20 protein-coding genes are annotated in these 21103 nt (G+C 63.5%); 16 read left to right on the top strand and 4 right to left on the bottom strand.

From position 1 onward, the window contains the following. Nucleotides 1–116: 116 nt before the first annotated feature. Nucleotides 117–875, bottom strand: coding sequence for a sulfite exporter TauE/SafE family protein (locus AC1DWI_RS00740; RefSeq protein ID WP_477670253.1), 759 nt, complete (start codon nt 873–875; stop codon nt 117–119). 514 nt (nt 876–1389) lie between these two features. On the opposite strand from AC1DWI_RS00740, the gene AC1DWI_RS00735 reads away from it, so the two are divergent. Both AC1DWI_RS00735 and AC1DWI_RS00730 read left to right on the top strand, forming a co-directional pair. Beyond that, on the top strand, nt 1390–2850 hold the full coding sequence (locus tag AC1DWI_RS00735) for an ammonium transporter (protein WP_477670252.1): 1461 nt from the start codon (nt 1390–1392) through the stop codon (nt 2848–2850). 39 nt (nt 2851–2889) lie between these two features. Beyond that, on the top strand, nt 2890–3351 hold the full coding sequence (locus AC1DWI_RS00730) for a hypothetical protein (RefSeq protein ID WP_457281700.1): 462 nt from the start codon (nt 2890–2892) through the stop codon (nt 3349–3351). A 160-nt stretch (nt 3352–3511) separates the two neighbouring features. On the opposite strand, the gene AC1DWI_RS00725 is transcribed toward AC1DWI_RS00730, so the two are convergent. Further along, nucleotides 3512–3961: a hypothetical protein gene (locus AC1DWI_RS00725; RefSeq protein ID WP_477670251.1), complete on the bottom strand. Its 450-nt coding sequence runs from the start codon at nt 3959–3961 to the stop codon at nt 3512–3514. A 183-nt stretch (nt 3962–4144) separates the two neighbouring features. On the opposite strand from AC1DWI_RS00725, the gene AC1DWI_RS00720 reads away from it, so the two are divergent. The 8 genes from AC1DWI_RS00720 to AC1DWI_RS00685 all read left to right on the top strand — a co-directional run bounded on the left by AC1DWI_RS00720 (nt 4145) and on the right by AC1DWI_RS00685 (nt 12189). Continuing rightward, entirely contained in the window at nt 4145–4924 is a 780-nt protein-coding gene (locus tag AC1DWI_RS00720) for a phosphate/phosphite/phosphonate ABC transporter substrate-binding protein (RefSeq protein ID WP_477670250.1), read from the top strand. Nucleotides 4925–5231: 307 nt separating this feature from the next. Next, nucleotides 5232–6005 carry a crotonase/enoyl-CoA hydratase family protein gene (locus AC1DWI_RS00715; protein ID WP_477670249.1) on the top strand — a complete coding sequence of 258 codons (774 nt, stop codon included), beginning with the start codon at nt 5232–5234 and terminating at the stop codon, nt 6003–6005. A 70-nt stretch (nt 6006–6075) separates the two neighbouring features. Further along, entirely contained in the window at nt 6076–7932 is a 1857-nt protein-coding gene (locus AC1DWI_RS00710) for a feruloyl-CoA synthase (protein ID WP_477724249.1), read from the top strand. A 19-nt stretch (nt 7933–7951) separates the two neighbouring features. Next, a complete protein-coding gene (locus tag AC1DWI_RS00705; RefSeq protein ID WP_477724248.1) occupies nt 7952–9211 on the top strand; it encodes a thiolase family protein in 1260 nt (419 codons plus the stop codon). 77 nt (nt 9212–9288) lie between these two features. Continuing rightward, a complete protein-coding gene (locus tag AC1DWI_RS00700) occupies nt 9289–10074 on the top strand; it encodes an SDR family NAD(P)-dependent oxidoreductase (RefSeq protein WP_477670246.1) in 786 nt (261 codons plus the stop codon). Between the two features lie 5 nt (nt 10075–10079). After that, on the top strand, nt 10080–10499 hold the full coding sequence (locus tag AC1DWI_RS00695) for an acyl-CoA thioesterase (RefSeq protein ID WP_477670245.1): 420 nt from the start codon (nt 10080–10082) through the stop codon (nt 10497–10499). A gap of 94 nt (nt 10500–10593) precedes the next feature. Beyond that, complete coding sequence (locus tag AC1DWI_RS00690) at nt 10594–11586, top strand: Bug family tripartite tricarboxylate transporter substrate binding protein (protein WP_477670244.1); 993 nt, start codon at nt 10594–10596, stop codon at nt 11584–11586. A gap of 144 nt (nt 11587–11730) precedes the next feature. After that, nucleotides 11731–12189, top strand: coding sequence for a MarR family winged helix-turn-helix transcriptional regulator (locus AC1DWI_RS00685; RefSeq protein ID WP_457281691.1), 459 nt, complete (start codon nt 11731–11733; stop codon nt 12187–12189). A 60-nt stretch (nt 12190–12249) separates the two neighbouring features. On the opposite strand, the gene AC1DWI_RS00680 is transcribed toward AC1DWI_RS00685, so the two are convergent. Then, nucleotides 12250–13983 (bottom strand): GMC family oxidoreductase, encoded by a 1734-nt coding sequence (locus tag AC1DWI_RS00680; RefSeq protein ID WP_477670243.1) that lies wholly within the window; start codon nt 13981–13983, stop codon nt 12250–12252. Nucleotides 13984–14346: 363 nt separating this feature from the next. On the opposite strand from AC1DWI_RS00680, the gene AC1DWI_RS00675 reads away from it, so the two are divergent. The 6 genes from AC1DWI_RS00675 (at nt 14347) to creD (ending at nt 20309) form a co-directional block, all read left to right on the top strand. Continuing rightward, entirely contained in the window at nt 14347–15477 is a 1131-nt protein-coding gene (locus AC1DWI_RS00675; protein ID WP_477724247.1) for an MlaE family ABC transporter permease, read from the top strand. 117 nt (nt 15478–15594) lie between these two features. After that, nucleotides 15595–16383: an ABC transporter ATP-binding protein gene (locus AC1DWI_RS00670; protein ID WP_477670241.1), complete on the top strand. Its 789-nt coding sequence runs from the start codon at nt 15595–15597 to the stop codon at nt 16381–16383. Nucleotides 16384–16395: 12 nt separating this feature from the next. Continuing rightward, nucleotides 16396–17328: an MlaD family protein gene (locus tag AC1DWI_RS00665; RefSeq protein ID WP_477670240.1), complete on the top strand. Its 933-nt coding sequence runs from the start codon at nt 16396–16398 to the stop codon at nt 17326–17328. After that, entirely contained in the window at nt 17325–18038 is a 714-nt protein-coding gene (locus AC1DWI_RS00660; RefSeq protein WP_477670239.1) for an ABC-type transport auxiliary lipoprotein family protein, read from the top strand. Before AC1DWI_RS00665 ends, AC1DWI_RS00660 begins: the two co-directional genes overlap by 4 nt. Before the next feature lie 13 nt (nt 18039–18051). Beyond that, nucleotides 18052–18612, top strand: a complete 561-nt coding sequence (locus AC1DWI_RS00655; protein ID WP_477724246.1) for a Crp/Fnr family transcriptional regulator — start codon at nt 18052–18054, stop codon at nt 18610–18612. A 320-nt stretch (nt 18613–18932) separates the two neighbouring features. After that, entirely contained in the window at nt 18933–20309 is a 1377-nt protein-coding gene (creD, locus tag AC1DWI_RS00650; protein WP_477724245.1) for a cell envelope integrity protein CreD, read from the top strand. 14 nt (nt 20310–20323) lie between these two features. Here creD and AC1DWI_RS00645 read toward each other — a convergent pair. After that, nucleotides 20324–21103: ATP-binding protein (locus AC1DWI_RS00645; RefSeq protein ID WP_477724244.1), on the bottom strand; the 780-nt coding region annotated here is incomplete at its 5' end.

The following is a 21103-nucleotide window of genomic DNA, read 5'->3' as shown; positions in this document are numbered from 1 at the left end:
GGACGCCAATTTGGTCATTAAACAGTGATGGCCGGATTTCAAGCAAAATCCGCCGAAAACCCATACAGGACGTGCGCAAGAAGCTACTAAATCAATAGCAAACTGGCAGCACGCCGTCAGCGCGCAAATGCGTCAAAAGCGGTTTTCAGGATCAGCGCGCTGACCACGGCGATAAACACCCCGCGCACAAAACCAGCCCCATGTTTCAAGGCCAGGCGGGTGCCCAGCAGGCTGCCTGCTACGTTGGCCACGGCCATCGTGAGGGCGAAATGCCACCAGACATGGCCTTTATAGGCAAAGAGCGCCAGCGCCGCCAGGTTGGTGGCGGTGTTGAGCAGCTTGGCCGAAGCCGACGCGTTCAAAAAGTCATAACCCAGCCAGCGCACAAATAAAAATACAAAAAAGCTGCCGGTGCCCGGGCCGAAGAAGCCGTCGTAAAACCCCAAAACCAGCCCGATGCAGCAGGCCGCCGCGGTCTCGGCACGGCCGGTAAAGCGGGGCGTGTGGTGGCGGCCCAGCTCCTTCCTGGCCAGGGTGTAAAGCAGTACCGCCAGCAGCACAAAGGGCAGGGCCTTGCGCAAAAATCCCGGCGAGATGACGGTAACCAGCCAGGCGCCCGCCAGCGAGCCGGTAAACCCGGCGGTGGCCGCCGGCAGCAGTGCCGTCCAGCGAAGCTCCACGCGGCGGGCATATTGGGCCGTGGCAACCGCGGTGCCCCAGACCGAGGCCCCCTTGTTCACCCCAAACAGGGTGGCAGGATGCGTGGTGGGGAAAACCGCAAAAAGGGCCGGCACCAGGATCAGCCCGCCGCCCCCGACGATAGAGTCCACAAAACCGGCGAGCAGGGAGGCCAACGAGACGATGAATAATTCCATGGCCCGGATTGTCCCATCGCATTGAACAGACTCATTGCTATCAAATAGATAGCTGTTGGCGCAAGACAGTCAATGGTTGCAAAGGTTTTTGAGGGTTTTACCCATCACGGCGGAGGCATAAAAAAAGCGCTGGGGTTGCCAGCGCTTTTTGCAAATCTGCATCTCTTGTGGAATGCCGCTTTGCTTGTGTACTTCTTAATGACTCTCTCGTGTCTCCTCGGCTCCTCGCGTTGCGAGCAGCAAGGCTCGTCAGCAAGTCATCCAATATAGCGGGCGCACTGTCCCAGTGCATTGGGGGTTTCCCGGCCCCGGGCTTTGGGCGGCCGCTGGTTCTGTGGATGTTTTTGGGGCACCACGCCAATCGTTTGCGCACTTTTGCAGTACATATTTTCCGTCGCAGTCCCATCACACGAGCTACTGCGGTATTGGCACGACTTATGCCTGTTGTTACCAATTGTTGGTTGATTGAACAGGCGGGCACCGTATGCATATGAACAGATTTCTGGCCTTGAGTATGTCTTTATGCTTGGGCCTGGCATGCCAGCAAGCCCTGGCACAGACCACGGCTCCCCCGGCAGTGGCGCCGCCAGCAGCCACTGCCAGTGCTCCGGAAGTCGCACCGTCCCCCGCACCGGCCACGGTTCCTGCGCCTCCTGTCGCCCCGGTGGCTGCCGCCTCAGCGCCCCTTCCTGTGCCTCCTGCGGCTGCCCCGGCACCGCTGACGCAGCCAGGACTGGTCGGTGTGGAGACCCTCAATGGTGCCGACACCGCATGGATGATGACCTCCACCGCACTGGTATTGCTCATGACCCTGCCCGGCATCGCCCTTTTCTACGGCGGCATGGTGCGCAGGAAAAGCGTGCTCAATGTCATGGCCTGCGTCGTCGCTATCTGTGCCGTTGTCAGCCTGCTCTGGTTTGCGGTGGGGTACTCCATCGCCTTCACGCCCGGCAAAGGTGCGCTTGGGCACTATCTGGGTGGTCCCGAGCGGCTCTGGTTCACCGGGCTGGACTACGTGAAGGATGCGCAGAAGGTGGCCGTGAGCCATATCGCGCCCAACATTCCCGAGTCGGTCTACGCCATGTTCCAGCTGACCTTCGCCATCATCACGGCCGCGCTGGTGGTCGGATCGTTTGTGGAACGCATGCGGTTTTCCGCGATGCTGGTGTTCATGTCGCTGTGGACCGTCGTCGTTTACGCACCCATTGCCCACTGGGTCTGGGAGCCCAATGGCTGGCTGGCGCGCATGGGCGCGCTGGACTTTGCCGGCGGCTCGGTCGTGCACATCAATGCCGGCATTGCCGGGCTGGTCTGTGCCTACGCGCTCGGGCCACGCCACGGCTACGGCCGTGAACCGTTTACGCCTTTCAACCTGGGCCTGACCATGGCCGGTGCCGGCATGCTGTGGGTCGGCTGGTTTGGCTTTAACGCCGGCTCCGCCGTGGCCTCCGACGGCCGGGCCGGCCTGGCGATGGCCGTCACGCACATCGCGGCGGCCGCGGGCGCTCTCTCGTGGATGGCGGCCGAATGGATTGTTCGCGGGCGTCCTTCCCTGCTGGGACTGTGCTCGGGCCTGGTCGCCGGGCTGGTCGCCATCACGCCGGCGGCGGGCTTTGTCTCGCCGCGCGCGGCCCTGGTGTTTGGCCTGGTGGCCGGCGTGGCCTGCTACTGGGGCGCTACGGGCCTCAAGCGCCTGCTCAACGCCGACGATTCACTGGACGTGTTCGGCGTGCACGGCGTGGGCGGCATTGTGGGTTCGCTGCTGACCGGCATTTTTGCCAGCAAGGCCATCTCCGGTGTCGAGGGCAGTCTGATGACCCAGGCGATCGGCGCAGGCGCCGTCATGCTCTACAGCCTGTTCATGACGGCGCTGGCCTTGTGGGTCACCTCGCTGATCGTCAGCCTGCGCGTCAGCGAAGCCGCCGAGAGCGACGGCCTGGACATCACCCAGCACGCCGAGCGGTTGGGCACGTAACTGACAAACAACGGACTCCACTTTCAAGGATTGCGCACCATGCCCTCCAGTGAAAAAATTGCCGTTGCGGCCCACCTGCATGTGCTGTTGCGCCGCAAAACCGGCCGCGTGACCGACACCGAGTGGATGGCCGGTAACCAGGAATACGCCGCCGAAATAGCGCGTTTTGCGCGGGAAAAAGCCGCCGAGGATGGCCACGTGGACCTGGCGGTGTGGGCCGACCGGCTTGAAGAAATCATGGCCACCCCCGAGCCCAAGGCACGCGTGCCGCTGGTGCAGTTGGTGTCCGAGGTGGTGAAGGAGCGCAGCCAGCCGGTGCTTGCCCCGGCGCCTGTGCCCGACCGCCAGAGCGCCCGGTCTATCGATACCGAGGAAGAGGTCTATCCTGAATCAGGTTTTATCGAGTCGACATTCGGTGCCATTTTCGGCGAGGGCGAGTCGCCGCGAGAGCGCCGCCAGCGCGACCCGAACGCGCCGCGCTATGTGAAGGGCCTGCGATAACTTGTAGCCCCCTGTCTCGGCTCACTGCGTGTAGCCGGAACCCCCCTCAGGGTGGCAACACCTGCAGCCCGGCAAAGCCGGTTCTGCGGTGTTATTGCCCCGAACGCGCCGCGCTTCGTGAAGAGCTTGCGCTGAACGCTGCGGGGGTTTTCCCGCTTAATTACTTTGCCGGCGCGGCATGCGGCGCTGCGGCTTCCCGAACGCGGTTCAGGCTGTGCGCCAGCATGTTGCGGGTGCGAATGCGGATGTTGGCGCTGGCATCTTCAGCAAACGCGGCCACATAAGGGTGGCCTGCGTTGTCCGCCAGGATGCTGCGCCGCACCTGATCCAGGCCGGCATCGCAGGCCGCCAGTGCGGCATCGGCGAGCACAAACACGGACTGCTCCGGGTTGTCTTTCAGCGACTGCAAGGCGCTCTGGGCACAGCGCTGGTAGTCGTTGATGGCCGTGGCCACCGGGGCGCGGGCAATCGACAGCGGGTCCTGGCTGGCGCGCGGCGCCGGGCTACAGGCAGACAGGGCAGTCAGCAGCATGGCGATCAGGAAGGTGGGCAGACTCTTCATGATTTCGGTCGGGCGGCGGTGGTCTGCGGCATCTTCCGATTGTGTCATCGGGGTGCAAATGCAAGCGGGCGCCCACCATGTCATGAGGGTGGTGGAAAAAGTTGACAGGGGTAAATTGCGCTAGCCAGCGCCGGACACACGCAGTAGCATGCGTGAGCTTTATATAAGGAGAGGCTTATGCTGAGGAGATGGATGTTAGGGACCCTGGTGTTGGGGTTCAGCCAGTTTTGTATGGGCACTGCCAATGCCCAGGCGCAGGCCCAGCAACTGATACTGGGCATCAGCGAAGGCACTTCGGGTGGCCTCGACCACGCCCAGGTGATTGCCAAATACCAGGGGCTGGCCGAGGTGATCGGCAAAGCCATGAAGGCCAAGGTCAGCGTGGTGTTTGCGCGCGAATTCAAGCAGCTGGAAGAAGGCATGCAGACCGGCCGCTTCGACCTGGTGATGGCACGCCCGAGCGACTACCCGGCGCGCGGCATGCGCGACTACGGCTACAGCTATATCGCCAGCACCAAGCCCGACGGGCAGTGCTTCATCATTGCGCCCAAGGGTTCGGCCCTCAAGACCATCGACGACGTCAAGGGCAAGCGGATTGCCTTGCCCGAGCAGATTGCCTATATGTCCCGCTTCTGTGCCGCAGAGCTCAGGGACAAAGGCATCCTGGTCGACAAGGAAAACGTGCAGTTCGTGCGCGAACAAGCTGCCGTCGGGTTCTACCTGGACAACAAGTTTGCCGATGTGGGCGGTGTCGCTTCCTACTCGGGCATCGGCAAAAAATGGGAAAAAGACGGCGGCCGCATCCTGCACAAGAGCGTGGCGCAGCCCTACTTTCCGCTGGTGGCCCATAAACGCGTCAAGCCCGAACAGCTCAAGGCGATCCAGGAGGAATTGCTGGCGCTGCCCGCCAGCGATGCCGGCAAGGACGTGCTCAAGCGCATCGGCATCGAGCAGTTCGACACCACGTCGGAAGCGCGCATGCGCGAGCTGCTGAAGTGGCTCAATATTTGAGCCAGGCCTTCGCCGGCTGTTGCCGGCGCCAGGCCGGGCCACGGCGAAACTGACTGACCGCTAGCGTCAGCGGCACACCCAGTGTGCCGAATCGCCGTCTGCCGGGCGACCCAATTTCCTCCATCCCCTGCGGGGGGAGTCATCCTTCATCCAGGGTTTCCTCCTGCGGATTGCCTTGCGGGCCGGCTGGTCCGCCGCGCAAACATGCCTTGGTACGCCCTAGGGTTTTCACTAGAAAAAAAAGGCTTAATCACGTTGTAATAGTTATTATTCATAACCATAATTGGCTTCCGGAAACACACTTCACATGACCCCAAAATACCTTCATCTCGAAATGCACGGCAATGTCGCCGTGGTCCGCCTGGCGCGCCCTGCCAAACGCAACGCCCTGGGTGACGCCCTGATCCTGGCACTGCGGAACCTGTTCGAAAGCCTTCCTTCCGAAACAAAAGCCGCCGTGCTTTGCGGCGAGGGTGACCACTTCTGTGCGGGGCTTGACCTGAGCGAACTCAAGGAGCGTGATGCCAGCCAGGGCCTGCACCATTCGCGCATGTGGCACGCAGCGCTGGAGCGGGTGCAGTACGGCCCGGTGCCCGTGATCGCGGCCCTGCACGGTGCCGTGGTCGGTGGTGGCCTGGAGCTGGCAAGTGCCTGCCATATCCGGGTTGCCGACGAAAGCGCTTTCTACGCGCTGCCCGAAGGCTCGCGCGGCATCTTTGTCGGTGGTGGCGGTGCGGTGCGCATCCCGCGGCTGATCGGCGCCGCGCGGATGACCGACATGATGCTGACCGGCCGTGTCTACAACGCGGTGGACGGTGAGCGCATAGGCATTGCGCAATACCTGGTGCCCGAGGGCCAGGCTTTCGCCAAAGCCCTTGAACTGGCCACTCGCGTGGCAGAAAACGCGCCGCTGACCAACTACGCCCTCATGCATGCGTTGCCGCGCATTGCCGAGCAACCGGCAGACCAGGGGTTCTTCACCGAGGCCCTGATGGCCGCAGTGGCGCAAAGCGCGCCCGAAGCCAAGAGCCGCGTGAAAGATTTCCTGGACGGCAAGGCCCGCAAGGTCCAGAAGGGCTGACCAGGCCGGGCGGGCAGGCAAGAGAGACATCCAGAAAAAAGACAGAAGACAAGAGACAGAAGAGACAACCATGAGTGCCCCGAAATTTCGTCCCATGGCCTTTGGCGTGACCCGTGTGGTTTTGCGCGACGGCGTACCCGGTGTGCGCTATCTGCGCGCAGACCAGGCCCTGCAAGCCTTCCCGACCCGTATCACTGACCGCCTGCAGCATTGGGCGCAGACGGTCCCGGGCCGCAGCTTCATGGCGCGGCGCGAAAAGCTGGCTGATGGCAAGACCGGCGACTGGCGGCACATCACTTATGCCGAAGCTTGGGTCTCGGCCCGCAACATCGCACAGGGGCTGGTCGACCGGGGCCTGAGCGCCGAACGCCCGGTGGTCATCCTGTCGGAAAACGACCTGGAGCATGCGTTGCTGGCGCTGGGTTGCATGCTGGCCGGCGTGCCCTTTGTACCGACGTCTCCGCCCTACAGTCTGGTCAGCCAGGACTACGRCAAGCTGCGCCACGTGCTCAAGACCGTGACGCCGGGTCTGGTGTTTGCCGCCGACGGCGCCCGCTACGCCAGGGCCATCAGCGCAGCCATTGGCAACGACGTCGAGGTGGTGCTGGCTACCGGGCAGGTCGAAGGGCGCGCCACCACGGCGTTTGCCGAACTGGCTGCAACGCCGGCCACGGAGGCCGTAGACCGCGCCATGCAGGCCACAGGGCCGGACACGATCGTGAAATTCCTGTTCACCAGCGGCTCCACCAAGATGCCCAAGGCGGTCATCAATACCCAGCGCATGTGGTGTGCCAACCAGCAGCAAATGGCGCAATCGATGCCCGTGCTGCAGGACGAGCCGCCGGTGCTGGTCGACTGGCTACCCTGGAACCACACCTTCGGCGGCAACCACAATTTCGGCATGGTGGTGTTCCATGGCGGAACGCTCTACATCGACGACGGCAAACCGACCCCGGCGCTGATGCACGAAACCCTGCGCAACCTGCGCGAGATTGCCCCCACGGTGTACTTCAACGTGCCTACCGGCTTTGAGGCCATCGCCAGCGCCATGAAAACGGACGCAGAGCTGCGGCGCAACCTGCTGTCGCGCGTGAAGATGTTTTTTTATGCCGGCGCTGCGCTGGCCCAACCCGTGTGGGACAGCCTGTACGAGTCCGAAGAAAAAGAAGTGGGCGAGCGCATTGTCATGGCGACCGGCCTGGGCATGACCGAGTCCGCGCCGTTTGCCATTTTTGTGACCAACCCCAACGTGAAAGCCGGCGACCTCGGCGTGCCCGCGCCCGGCATCGAGCTCAAGCTGGTGGACACCGACGGCAAGACCGAGGTGCGCTACAAGGGCCCCAACATCACGCCCGGCTACTGGCGCGCACCGCAGGAGACGGCAGCAGCCTTTGACGAAGAAGGTTTCTTTTGTACCGGCGACGCCGTCAAATGGATTGATGAGGGCAACATTCACCTCGGGCTCAAGTTCGACGGGCGCATCGCCGAGGACTTCAAGCTGGCCACGGGCACCTTTGTCAGTGTGGGCCCGCTGCGTGCAAAGATCGTCGCTGCGGGAGCGCCTTACGTGCAGGACGTGGTACTCACGGGCATCAACCTCAAGGAAGTGGGCGCACTGGTTTTCCCGACACCTGCGGTGCGCACGCTGGCCGGACTGCCGCCCGACGCGCCGCTGCGCCAGGCCGTTGAAAGCCCGCAGGTGGTAGCGCACTTTCAGGAGATGATGAACAAGCTCGCGGAGGGCGCGACCGGCAGCGCCAGCTGCATCCGGCGCCTGCACCTGATGCATGAGCCGCCCTCATTCGACAAGGGTGAGGTCACCGACAAAGGCTCCATCAACCAGCGCGCCGTGCTGACGCACCGTGAAGCTTTGGTGGTAGCCCTGCACGATGACACGGCGCACCCMATCGTCAAACCCGCACCATAAAACCCGACGCACAAACACCATGCAGCCCAAAGGATTTTTCTCCGCTTTCGAAGACGTCTGGATGCTCGACGGCATCCGCACGCCCATGGTCGACTACTGCGGCGCCCTTGGTCATATATCGCCCACCGACCTCGGCATCAAGGCCGCGCGCGCCGTGCTCCAGCGCTCGGGTGTCAGTGGCGGCGATGTCGATTCGGTGCTTGCCGGCAACATGGCTCCTGGTGATTTTGAGCAGTTCATGCTGCCGCGCCATATCGGCCTTTACGCCGGGGTGCCTGTGGAGGTGCCGGCCATCATGGTGCAGCGCATCTGCGGTACCGGCTTTGAATTGTTCCGCCAGGCCGGCGAGCAGATCCAGAGCGGAGCCGCCAGCGTGGCGCTGGTCGTCGGCGCCGAGAGCATGACGCGCAACCCGATCGCCGCCTTCGAGCACCGTACGGGTTTCAAGCTGGGCGCGCCGGTCGGCTTCAAGGACTTCATGTGGGAGGCCCTCAAGGACTCGGCCGCCGGCATCGACATGATCCAGACCGCGGAAAATCTCGCGAAGAAATATGGCATCGCGCGGGAAGCCGTCGATGAATTTGCCTCCAGCTCGTTTGCCAAAGCCGTGGCCGCCCGCGAGGCGGGTTTTCACGCCGGTGAAATTGTGCCGGTGGTCACAGAAGAATTTGAACTCGCCGGCTATGCCACGCGCGGCATACGCCTGCAGGGCAAAGCCACGGAAGTCGCGCAGGACACCCACGCACGCTTGTCCCCCGTCGAGGTGCTGGCCAAACTCCGGGTGGTTCACGCCGGCGGGGTGCAGACCGGCGGCAACAGTGCAGCGCTGGTGGATGCGGCAGCGGCAGCCGTGGTGGCCTCGGGCGAGTACGTGAAGGCGCATGGAAAAAAACCGCTGGCACGTGTCGTGGCTGCCGCGGTGGTGGGGGTGCCGCCCGAAATCATGGGCATAGGTCCCGCGCCAGCGATTCGCCTGCTGCTGGCGCGCTGCGGCCTGACGCTGGACCAGATCGGCCGCTTCGAGATCAACGAAGCCCAAGGCGCGCAAACGCTGGCGGTGGCGCGTGAACTGAACCTCGATCTGAGCAAGCTCAATGTCAATGGTGGTGCCATCGCGATGGGTCACCMGCTGGCGGTCACCGGTGTCCGCCTGACGGTCACCGTCGCGCGTGAAATGCAACGCGCGGGCCTGCGTTACGGCATTGCATCCGCATGCGTGGGCGGCGGGCAGGGCATTGCCCTGTTGCTTGAAAACCCCGAAGGGGCCGAAATTTCTTGAGCAAATGGTGGCTGCAGTGCACAGCAGACAAGCGCAAGCAGCTATAAAAACAATAGCAACCGATCTGGAGAGAAGGCATGAAGATTGAAGGACTTGCGGCGCTGGTGACGGGAGGCGGCTCAGGGCTGGGTGAAGCCACTGCCCGTGAGCTGGCACGCCTGGGCGCCAGGGTTGCCGTGCTGGATGTGAATCTCGCCGGAGCAGAAAAAGTCGCGGCCGACATTTGCGCCACGCACGGGAGCGGCACCGCAGTGGCGTGCCAGTGCGACATCACCGACAGCGCCAGCCTGGCGGCCGCGCTGGAAAAAGCCGCAGCTGCGCATGGCCCGGCCCGCATCCTGATGAACGTTGCCGGCGTTGGCTCGGCCAGGCGCGTGGTGGGCAAAGACGGCAGCCCTGCGCCGCTCGAAGACTTTGCCAAAGTCGTCACCATCAACCTGGTGGGCACCTACAACGCGAGCCGCCTGTTTGCGGCCGCCTGCGCCAAACTGCCCGCGCTGGAAGATGGCCAGCGCGGCGTCATGATGTTCACGGCCTCGGTGGCGGCCTTTGACGGCCAGGTGGGCCAGCAGGCTTACAGTGCCTCCAAGGGCGGCCTGGTCGGCATGACACTGCCGATGGCGCGCGACCTGGCGCAGCACGGCATCCGCGTCTGCACGGTGGCGCCGGGCCTGTTCGCAACGCCGCTGATGCAGCAATTGCCCGAGGCGGTGCAGGCTTCGCTTGCCGCCAGCATTCCTTTTCCGCAGCGCCTGGGCAAGCCCGAGGAGTTTGCCCAGCTGGCCGCGCACATCGTGGCCAACGACCATCTCAACGGCGAAGTCATCCGGCTGGATGGCGCATTGCGCATGGCGCCAAGGTGAACAGCATGAGCAAGACCGTTGTTTACGAAGTTTCCGTTGCGTTTGGCGACTGCGATCCCGCAGGTATCGTGTTCTTTCCCAATTTCTCGCGATGGATGGACGCCTCGTCGCTGAACTTTTTTGTCAAGTGCGGCGTGCCAACATGGCGTGAGCTTGTCAAGACCACCGGCATCATCGGCACGCCGCTGCTCGAGATCAATACGCGGTTCACCCAGCCCGCCGTCTATGGCGAGACGCTGCAGATTCACACAAGTATTGAGGAGTGGCGCGACAAGGTATTCATCCAGAAGCATGTGATCAAACGTGGTGACGACCTGATTTGCGAAGGCCGTGAAACCCGGGCCTTCTGCATTCGCCGTCCGGAGAATCCTGAGCGCATCAAGGCCATTGCCGTGCCGCAAGACATTCGGGCCCTGTGCAGCTAGACGCTTCGCGTTCCGCTTTGTTTTCGTCTTTCAGTTTTTGATTTCGGTTTTGTTTTTTCGACCCGTTGGACATCATTAAAAAAGGAGACATTTCATGCAAACACGCCGTCATTTTGTGCAGGCAGCCGCAACGCTCACCGCAGCCGCCGGCTTCGCCCCGTTCTCTGCCCATGCGAGCCCGCTGGAGCAGGTCAAGATCATTTACGGATTCCCCGCCGGCAGTGCGGGCGACATCTGCGCGCGCCGTGTCGGCGACAGGATGGGCGGCACCGCCTATTCCAAAAACAACGCCATCGTGGACACCAAGGCCGGCGCCGGCGGCCGCATCGCGCTGGAGACGCTGAAGATGGCACCCACGGACGGCTCCGTCATTGCCATGACGCCGTTTTCCTGCATGTCGCTGTATCCCCACATCTACAAAAAGCTGGCCTATGACCCGTTCGCGGATTTTGTATCCGTGGGCACCGCGTCCATGATTCACCATGGGCTGGCTGTGGGGCCGCTGGTGCCCGCTTCCGTGAAGACCGTCCAGGACTTCCTGGTATGGGCCAGGGCCAATCCGAAGGATGCGAGTTATGGCTCGCCCGCTGCGGGATCAACCCCCCACTTTTTGGGCGCCTTGCTGGGCCTGAACAACCAGGTGGAACTCAAACATGTGCCTTACCGCGGTTCCGTGCCCGGCGTGACCGATGTGGTGGGCGGCCAGCTTGCGGCCATGTTCACGCCGCATGGCGACTTCATCCCCAATCACAAGGCCGGCAAGCTGCGCATCCTGGCAACGTCCGGAAAGCAGCGCTCACCCTTTGTGCCCGAAGTACCGACCTTCGCCGAACAGGGCTTTGCCGACCTGACCGTGGAGGAGTGGTTCGGTTTTTGTGCCCCCGCCAAAACGCCGGCCAGTGTGGTTGCCGCCGCCAACGCCGCCATCAACGCCGCCATCAAGGACAAATCCGTCATCGACTCGCTGACGGTGGTGGGCCTGATTCCCTACGGCGGCACGGCGGAGGACATGGCGACCAGCCAGAAGCGCGAACTCGACCGCTGGGGCCCGCTGATCAAGAAAATCGGCTTTACCGCCGAGTCCTGATCAGAACGCGGTGCCGATGACTGATGCCGGGAGCCCTGAGGCACCCGATCATGGATCGGCACCGCTTGGCATAATCGGGGCTGGACTGGCCGCATGCCGTGCGGCGGTCCGTATTGCCCGATGACGAAAGCTTCCTGACCACCTATGCCAGCGTCCCTCAAACCAGCGCCCGCTGTCGAAGAAGTCGATACCTCCTACCTTGAAACACTGATTGGCTACAACGCCACGCGTGCTTCGCTCAAGGTCATTGAACTGTTCATGAAACGCATGGCGGTGTATGACCTGCGACACGTGGATTTTTCCATCCTGTCGCTGATCACGCACAACCCGGGCATCACCTCGCGCCAGCTGTGCAGTGCGCTGAGCATCTTGCCGCCCAACCTGGTCGGGAAAATCGGCACGCTGGAAAAGCGCGAGCTCGTTCACCGCAAGCCGCACCCGCAGGACGGCCGCGCTGTGGGCCTGTATCTCACCGAGGCAGGCGAGGCGCTGATGCGGGAGGCTGAGCGCACCGCCACCAGCCTCGAATCAGATGCCACCGAGCGGCTGAGCGCGGCGGAAAAAAAGACGCTGGTGCGTCTTCTCCAAAAAATCTATCTTTGATCTGTTTCGAAGGGGCGGTTCAGCCGGAGGCTTGCGGGCAGCTTGGGCACGGCGTTGCCTTCAAATGCCGGCCTGAATCCATTCGGCGGCCTTCTCCGCAATCATGAGCGTGGGTGAGTTGGTGTTGCCGCTGGTGATCAGCGGCATCACACCGGCATCCACCACGCGCAGGCCGCGAACCCCGCGCACCCGAAGGTGCGAGTCCACTACCGCCATGGGGTCGTCTTCCTTGCCCATTTTGGTGGTGCCCACCGGGTGGAAGATGGTGGTGGCAATGTCGCCCGCCAGCCGCGTGAGTTCTTCGTCCGTCTGGAACTGCACGCCGGGTTTGAATTCTTCGGGCTTGTATTTGGCCAGCGCGTCCTGGCTGACGATCTTTCGGGTCACGCGCAGGGAGTCGGCTGCCACCTGCCGGTCTTCGGCCGTGCTCAGGTAGTTGGGTGAAATCGCCGGTGCATCCTCAAAGCGGTTGCTCTTGATGTGCACGGTGCCGCGGCTGGTCGGGTTGAGGTTGCATACGCTGGCGGTGAAAGCGTTGAAGCTGTGCAGCGGCTCGCCGAAAGCGTCCAGCGACAGCGGCTGCACATGGTATTCGATGTTGGGGTAGGGCTGGTCGGGCGATGAGCGAGTGAAGGCGCCCAGTTGCGACGGCGCCATGCTCATCGGGCCGGTCTGCTTCAACGCGTACTCCAGGCCGATGCGGGCCTTGCCCCATAACGTGTTGGCCATGGTGTTGAGCGAAAGCCCCCAGCGCTGGTCGCCGTGCACCTTGTAGACCGAGCGGATCTGCAAGTGGTCCTGCAGGTTGGCGCCCACGCCCGGCAGGTCCTGCAGCACCGGAATGCCGTGCTGTTGCAGCAGGGTGGCCGGGCCAATGCCTGAAAGCTGCAGGATTTGCGGCGAGCCGATGCTGCCTGCGCACAGGATGACTTCGCCCATGTGCCCCGAGTCGCGTGTCGAATGCGCTGTCACCCGCTCGTCGCCGGCCCACACTTCCACGCCGGTGCAGCGCTGGCTGCCGTCGGCCTGCGTTTCAACCACGAGCTTGCACACCTGGGCGTTGTTCCACAATTCGAAATTGGGCCGGGCATAACAGGCGGGACGCAAAAATGCTTTGGCGGTGTTCCAGCGCCAGCCTTTTTTCTGGTTGACCTCGAAGTAGCCCACACCCTCGTTGTCGCCGCGGTTGAAGTCGGAAGTCGCCGGGATCCCGGCCTGCTGCGCCGCTTCRGCAAATGCATCGAGGATGTCCCAGCGCAGGCGCTGTTTCTCGACACGCCATTCGCCGCCCGAATTGTGGTGACGCAGCAGCTTCTGGTAGGGCTGGCTTTTGTCCTGCATGAGCTCGGGTGCCACGCCGCGCGCACCGTGCATCGCGTCGGCACCCTTGTGGTGGTCTTCGTGCAGCTTGAAATGCGGCAACGCGTTGTCCCATCGCCAGGCCATGTCGCCCGTCAGCTGGGCCCACTGGTCGTAGTCGCGTGCCTGGCCACGCATGTAGATCATGCCGTTGATGCTGGAGCAGCCGCCCAGCGTCTTGCCGCGAGGGTAGCGCAGTGCCCGCCCGTTGAGGCCGGCGTCCGGCTCGGTGTTGTAGAGCCAGTCGGTGCGCGGGTTGCCGATGCAATGCAGGTAGCCCACCGGGATGTGGATCCAGTGGTAGTCGTCCTTGCGGCCGGCCTCGATGAGCAGTACCCGTTTGGACGCGTCGGCGCTCAGGCGGTTGGCCAGCAGGCAACCCGCGGTTCCGGCGCCGACGATGATGTAGTCAAAAACCTGGCTGTCGTCTTGCATGGATGTTTTGTCTCTTGGCTTTCAGCCGTGTGTTTTTGAGGGGCCGGGTAGCTGTGCTGTTTTGGCAGCGTTCCTTCGCCGCAGGCTCCCATCCTGCCATCCCAGCCTAACGCGAGGCTGACCGCGCGGCAGTGGTTCGATTGTGGCAAAAACGGCGCTATCCCTGCGGCGGGGATTACCCGCTGGCCTTTCCTTCCGGCACGGGGTCCCGGCGGGTTGTAGGACCAAGGCGATAGCGCGTTTTTGGGGCTGTGTATTTGTGTTTCCTGCAGTTACCATGACTGTTTTGCAATTCGGGCGCCGCCCGCCATTGCAGACTGCCGGCAAGCGCCGGGCACCACCGGACGCCTTTACCGAATGCACATGGAAGAATCCACGCCCCGCATCGAACAGCAGGACACGCCGCAAGGCCGGATGTTTGTCGTTCGCGGTGCCTGGACAGCCGCCGACCTCACCGCACAGGAAGTCTGGCAAGGTTTGACGGCGCAACTGCAAGCCCTGCAGGGCGGCGCAGCCCAATCCGCCGGCTGGAATCTGGAGCCGCTCGAAAAGCTTGACCACCTGGGTGCGCAGGTGCTGTGGAACCATTGGGGGCGCGACTGGCCTGCGCAACTGCAGGTGCACGCGAGCCAGCGCGCGGTGCTGGAAACCGTCGCCAAATTCAGTGCGGATCCGCCCAAACCCCGCAAGCCTGACTGGACCGGGCCCTTCATCCTGCTGGGTACACGGGTGCTGCGTCTGGTCGACCACCTCAAAGGCCTGGTGCGCCTGATCGGCCAGCTGCTGCTCGACATCATCCGGCTTTTCAGGCACCCGCAGGAAGGCCCCTGGCGCGACCTGTCGGGCCACCTGTTTCATATCGGTGCCACCGCCTTGCCCATCACCGCACTGGTGGGGTTTTTGATTGGCGTGGTGCTGGCTTACCTGATTTCGCAGCAGCTGCGCCAGTTCGGCGCCGACGCCTTCATCGTGAACATCCTGGGTATCTCGTTGATCCGCGAACTCGGGCCGGTGCTGGCCGCCATCCTGATCGCCGGGCGCAGCGGTTCGGCCATCACTGCGCAGATCGGTGTCATGCGGGTCACCGAAGAGCTCGACGCCATGCGTGTCATGGGCATCGCGCGGGGCTTTCGCCTGGTCATGCCGCGCGCGCTGGCGCTCGCCGTGGTGATGCCACTCATCAGCGTGTGGACCACCATCGCAGCGTTGCTGGGCGGCATGCTGGCCGCCGACATTTCCATGGGCGTCACGCCGTCCTACTTCATCAATTCGCTGCCGGCCGCAGTTGACGTGGCCAACCTCACGCTGGCCACGGCCAAATCCGTTGTGTTCGGGGTGTTGATTGCATTAGTCGGCTGCCACTATGGCCTGCGTGTCAAACCCAWCACCGAAAGCCTGGGGCAGGGCACCACGGCGTCGGTCGTAACGTCCATCACGGTGGTGATTCTGGTCGACGCATTGTTCGCCGTATTGTTCAAGAGTGTGGGCATATGAACAGGGCCCCCACGTTCGCCCACTGCGTGTGGCTCTCTGCCCCCCAAGGGGGCGCATTTTCCTTGGGGCGGCCCGGCGGAAAATTGCACACGTCAAAACACCTTCGGCGTTTTCCCAATGACTGATTCCATCGTCGATATCAAAAAACTCTGGACCGTGTTCCAGAACGGCGACAAAAAAGCCGTAGTGCACAAGGACCTGGACCTCACGGTGGAGCGGGGGGAGGTGTTGTCGCTGGTGGGCGGGTCGGGTACCGGTAAAACGGTGTTGCTGCGCCAGATACTGGGGCTGGAGAAACCCACCCAGGGCGAGATCACTGTGCTGGGCAGGCCGGCCGCCGAACTTGGCAAGCGGGGAGCGGCCAGCCGTGTCGGCATGCTGTTCCAGCAGGGTGCGCTGTTTTCGGCCTTCACGGTGCTCGAGAACATCGCCTTCCCGTTGCGTGAGCTCAAGACTTTGCCGCGCGCACTGGTCTACGAAGCGGCCATGGTCAAGCTGCGAATGGTGGGCCTGGGCCCCGACGCGGCCGACAAGATGCCGAGCGATCTGTCGGGCGGCATGGTCAAGCGCGTGGCATTGGCGCGCGCCCTCATCATGGACCCGCCGTTGCTGCTGCTTGACGAACCCACGGCGGGCCTGGACCCGGAAAGCTCCGACAGTTTCGTCTCGCTGCTGCGCTCGCTGCACCGCGACATGGAGCTCACGGTGGTGATGGTGACGCATGACCTGGACACGCTCTTTGAGCTCAGCACGCGCATCGCCGTGCTGGCCGAACAAAAAGTCATCGTTAACGATGTGCCCAAGGAAGTGGTGGCGTTTCCGCACCCCTTCATTCACGAATTTTTCCTTGGCGAAAGGGGTCAGCGCGCGATGGAATTGCTGCGCGAATACCCCTTTACTGTTTAGAAAGGCTTCGATATGGAAAACAAAGCCCATGCCATGGCCGCCGGCGCATTTGTACTGGTGGTGACCGCCCTGCTGGCCCTGCTGGCGATCTGGCTGACGCGCGACAACACCGAACGCGACCTGTACGACATGAGCACCAGCGAAACTGTTTCGGGCCTGCAGCCGCAGGCCACGGTGCGGTTTCGCGGCGTGCCGGTCGGCAAGGTCGAGCTCATCGGGTTTGACACCAAGGTCAAGGGCAATGTGCTGATCCGTGTCTCGATCGACCGCAGCGCGCCGGTCACCAAATCCACTTTTGCCACGGTGGCATCACAAGGTGTCACGGGGCTCGGGTTCATCCAGCTCGACGACGACGGAAAGTCCGCTGAGCGGCTGGCGGTGAACGACGACGACCCGCCGCGCATTCCGCTCAAACCAGGTGGGCTGGACAAGCTGCTCAAGCAAAGCGAAGTGATCTTCAACCAGGTCGAAGAAGCCAGCACGCGTTTGAACAAACTGCTGTCCGACGAGAACCAGGCGGCGGTCACTTCCGCCATCACGCAACTCGGCGAAGCGGCCAGCGGCATCAACCGTGTGGCCAAAGGCCTCGAGCCTACGGTGGCGAGCCTGCCGGGCCTGTCGCGCGACGCGACGGCGACGCTGAAATCCGTCAGGACGGCTGCCGACGACGTCAGCGCGACCGCCACGCGCCTGAGTGAAAAAGGCGGGCCGCTCGACAAACTGTCCGAGGGCGGCGCCGCGCTGGCCTCGGGGGTGGAGACCTTCAGCGCCGGCACGCTGCCCAAGCTGGGCGAAGTGGCCGACGAAACGGCCCGCACCATGCGCCAGTTGCGCCGCACGGTCAACGCGGTCGACGACAACCCGCAGTCGCTGATTTTCGGCAACGGTCCACCGGTGCCCGGTCCGGGCGAGCCCGGTTTTTCTGCCAACGGAGAGAAAAAATGACATTCGATTTTTTCAAGATCTTTTCATCTGCTATGAATTCAGTAGCTGCTTGCGCCCGTCCATCAAAGGCCTTGGCCATTTTTTCCTCGATAGTCATGGCGCTGGCGGTCAGCGGCTGCTCGGGCCTGCCCGACAAACCCACGCGGGCCACCATGTATGACTTCGGCCCTGGCCCTTTGGCCATTCAGCCCAGCACGCGGCAGGCGCCGTTGCCGCCGCTGGCGCTTGACGACATCTCCACCTCCGGCGGCGCGCTCGACAATATGGCGGTGCTGTACCGTCTGGCGTATACCGACGCACAGCAGCTGCGGCCGTATTCGCAGGCGCGCTGGAGCATGCCGCCCGCACAACTGGTGCGCCAGCGCCTGCGCGAACAGCTTGGCCAGCGCCGCGCCGTGTTCAGCGCCGGCTCCAGTGTGGCACTCAACCGCAGCCAGAACGCGGTGCTGCCGCTGCTGCTGCGCCTGGACCTGGAAGAATTCAGCCACTTCTTCAGCGCGCCCAACACGAGCGTCGGCCTGATCCGCCTGCGCGCCACGCTGCTTGAAATCACCCCCGCAGGCGAGAAGCTGGTGGGGCAGCGCAATGTCATCGTGCAGCGTCCTGCGCCCAGCAACGACGCTCCCGGCGGCGTCCGGGCCCTCACGGCAGCCACCGACGCTGCCATCGAGGAGCTGGACCAATGGCTGCAGCAAACACCCGCGCGCTAAAACGCCTTGCGCCATGAAAACGCTGGAAGAACAACTGGATGCCGCCGGGCTGCATGTATTCGGCTGCTGCGAGCAGCTGAGCGCTTACGGACCCGACCTGCTGCAGAACTCGCAGCTGCTGCAGGACTTCACGCCTGCCGAAGCCGACATCCTGGGCGCGTCCATGCTGCTGGTTCGCGCCGAACCGGGGCAGGTGATGATCCGCGAAGGCGAAGCCGGCGACTGGATGATGCTGATCCTCAAGGGCACGGTCGATGTGACCAAACGGCTTGAATCAGCGGCCGAAGCGGCGCAGGCCGAAGCCGGCGCGGAACCGGTCGTCTCGCGCGTGGCCGTGGTGCGCAGCGGCGCGGCAATAGGCGACATGTCCATGCTCGACAGCGAGCCGCGCTATGCCACCTGCACCGCCATCGAATCTGTCGAGGCCGGCGTCTGGGGCYGCCATGAAATTGCCCTGCTGATTCGCGACCACCCCGGCGTGGGCGCCAAGCTGCTGGTCAAGATCACGCAGATGATGGCCCAGCGCCTGCGCAACACCAGCAATCAGCTGGTCAAGTTGCTTCGAAAGAAGTAGACCCCCCGTCCAGGCTCACTGCGTGTAGCCCGTTCCCCCCTCGAGGGGGCGGCGCCTGGGGCCGGCGAAGCCGGACCCTCGGCCCCCACTGGTGGAATACTCCCACTGAATACGCCCTGAATCTTCAACCCAGCATGAGCCCCGGGACCGGCTTTGCCGGGCCGTAGGGCGGGCGGCCCCCTCGGGGGGCAGGGAGCTACACGCAGTGAGCGACCGTGGGGGCGCCACTTCACCCTCACTTCACATAAGCGGCCCGCAGCTCATCTTGAGCTCACACACGATTTGCACACTTCCCTTCGTTGTTCAAACGAAAGGAAGTCATGAAACAAAAACTCTTCGCGCTGGCCCTGGTGGTGGTTTTGCTGGTCGTCGCGCTGTTCCAGATCAGTGGCGTGGTGCACGACCGCCAGACCTACCGGCAAATTGCCATCCAGAGCGTGGCGCAGAGCCTGGCCGGCCCGCAGACGCTGACCGGCCCGCTTATCCACCGGGCCTGCACCGAGGAGTGGGACATCAAGTATGAGGACAAGAAAGTACAAACCGAGCGGCGTGAGTTCACCCTGGTGGCCGCGCCGGCTTCGCTGACCGTCAAGGGCGGCAGCAAACTCGAGGCGCGGGCACGCGGCCTGCATGCGACGCAGGCCTTTAACCTCAAGGCCGACATCGTGGCCGAATGGACCGACACCGAAGCACTCAAGCCCGTGGCCGAACACGCCGGCTCACGCATGAACTGCGGCCAGCCGCTGTTGATGATGGCGGTGTCCGACTCGCGCGGCATCCGCCATGCCAGCGTCAAGATCGGCGAGCAGGTGCTGGCGCTCAAGCCCGGTACCTTCTATGGCAGCTACCCGCGCGGCGTGCATGCGCCGTTACCCATGGCCATGGTGGGAGCGGCGCCGCTGCAGGCGAAACTGGAACTTGAACTCGTGGGCACCGAAAGTATTTCGGTGGTGCCGTTAGGTGGCGACACCYGGGTGCAGCTCACGTCGAACTGGCCGCACCCGAGTTTTGGCGGGCAGTTTCTCCCGGTGGACCGCAAAGTGACGGACCAGGGTTTTGAAGCCAGCTGGCGCGTCAGCTCGCTGGCCAGCACTGCGCAGCAGGAGGTGGCGCAGCCCGACCCGGGCAAGCGCAAGAGCGTTTGCCTGCCCTACAGCGATGGCTCGGCCACCAACTCCTGCGTGGAGGCCTTCAGCGTGACCTTTGTCGACCCTTCCAATACCTACGCGCTCAGCGACCGGGCTACCAAATACGGTCTGCTGTTTATCGGCCTGACTTTTTTGGCCGTGGGGCTGTTCGAGTTCATGAAGTCACTGCGCGTGCACCCGATCCAGTACCTGCTGGTGGGTGCGGCCATGAGCATGTTTTTCCTGTTGCTTGTGAGCCTTTCGGAGCACATGCCCTTTGAAACTGCTTATGCGATTGCCGCCGCCGCCTGTGTGCTTCTGCTGACGTATTACGCCAGCCACATGCTGGGCCGCTGGTCGCGCGGCCTGCCGTTTGGCCTGGGCATCACCACGCTGTACGGCATGCTGTTTGTGCTGCTGCGGATGGAGCAAACAGCCTTGCTGCTGGGTGCAGTGGCCTTGTTCGCCGTGCTCGCGGCCATCATGATGCTGACGCGGCAGGTAGATTGGTACGCACGGTTCAAACAGGCTGAACCGGTCAAACCTGAACCGGCAAAGGTGGCCGCGTGATGCGCGCGCCGCGGTTAGAAATGCAGCTCGACCCGCAACCCGGGCTGCGTGTTGCGCACCACCATGCGCCCGCCGTGCAGCAGCATGATCTGCCGCACGATGGCCAGCCCCAGGCCCGAGCCTTTGGTGTGTCCGTCGGGCCGCACGGTCGAGAAAAAGCGCTCGCCCAGGCGGGGCAGGGCGTAGTCCGCCACGCCGGGCCCGGCATCTTGCACGGCGATGAAGTCTGGCCCCGCTTCCAGGGTGATCGCCGAGCCCTCGGGTGCGAACGAGCGCGCGTTTTCCAGCAGGTTGCTCAGCGCCAGGCCCAGCAAGCCGGGCTCCGCATGCACGCCGGCATGTTCCGGACGGATTACGACTTTGATCGCATGCTGGGTCCGGCCGGCGCCGGTCTCCAGCTCAAAAGACTGGAGGAAGCCGGCCCACGCAAGGCGCTCGCGCTCTACCTCTGTATGGCGCTGCTCCAGCTTCGTCAGCTCGAGCATGCGGTCCACCAGCGCCTGCATGCGGCCGGACTGGGCCAGTACCTGCCCGGAAAACTCGCGGCGCGCGTGTTCGGGAAGCTCGTCCTGCAAGAGCTCGCCTGCGCTGCGGATCGCGGCGAGCGGGCTCTTGAGCTCATGGGTCAGGGCGCGCACGTAATCTTCTATGTACTCGTGGCCCTCCAGCTTCAGGCGCATGGCATCGACTGCCATGGCCAGATCGCCAAGCTCGCCCGGTATCTGCGGAACCGCGGGTTTCTCGCCCTGGCCGACGGCGTTGGCATAGCGGCGCAGCTTGCGAATGCTCCACAC

The sequence above is a fragment of the Polaromonas sp. P3_C2 genome (genome assembly GCF_056402675.1).
Note: the sequence above shows the minus strand (reverse complement) of the source record. Positions and strands in the feature narration are given on the sequence as shown.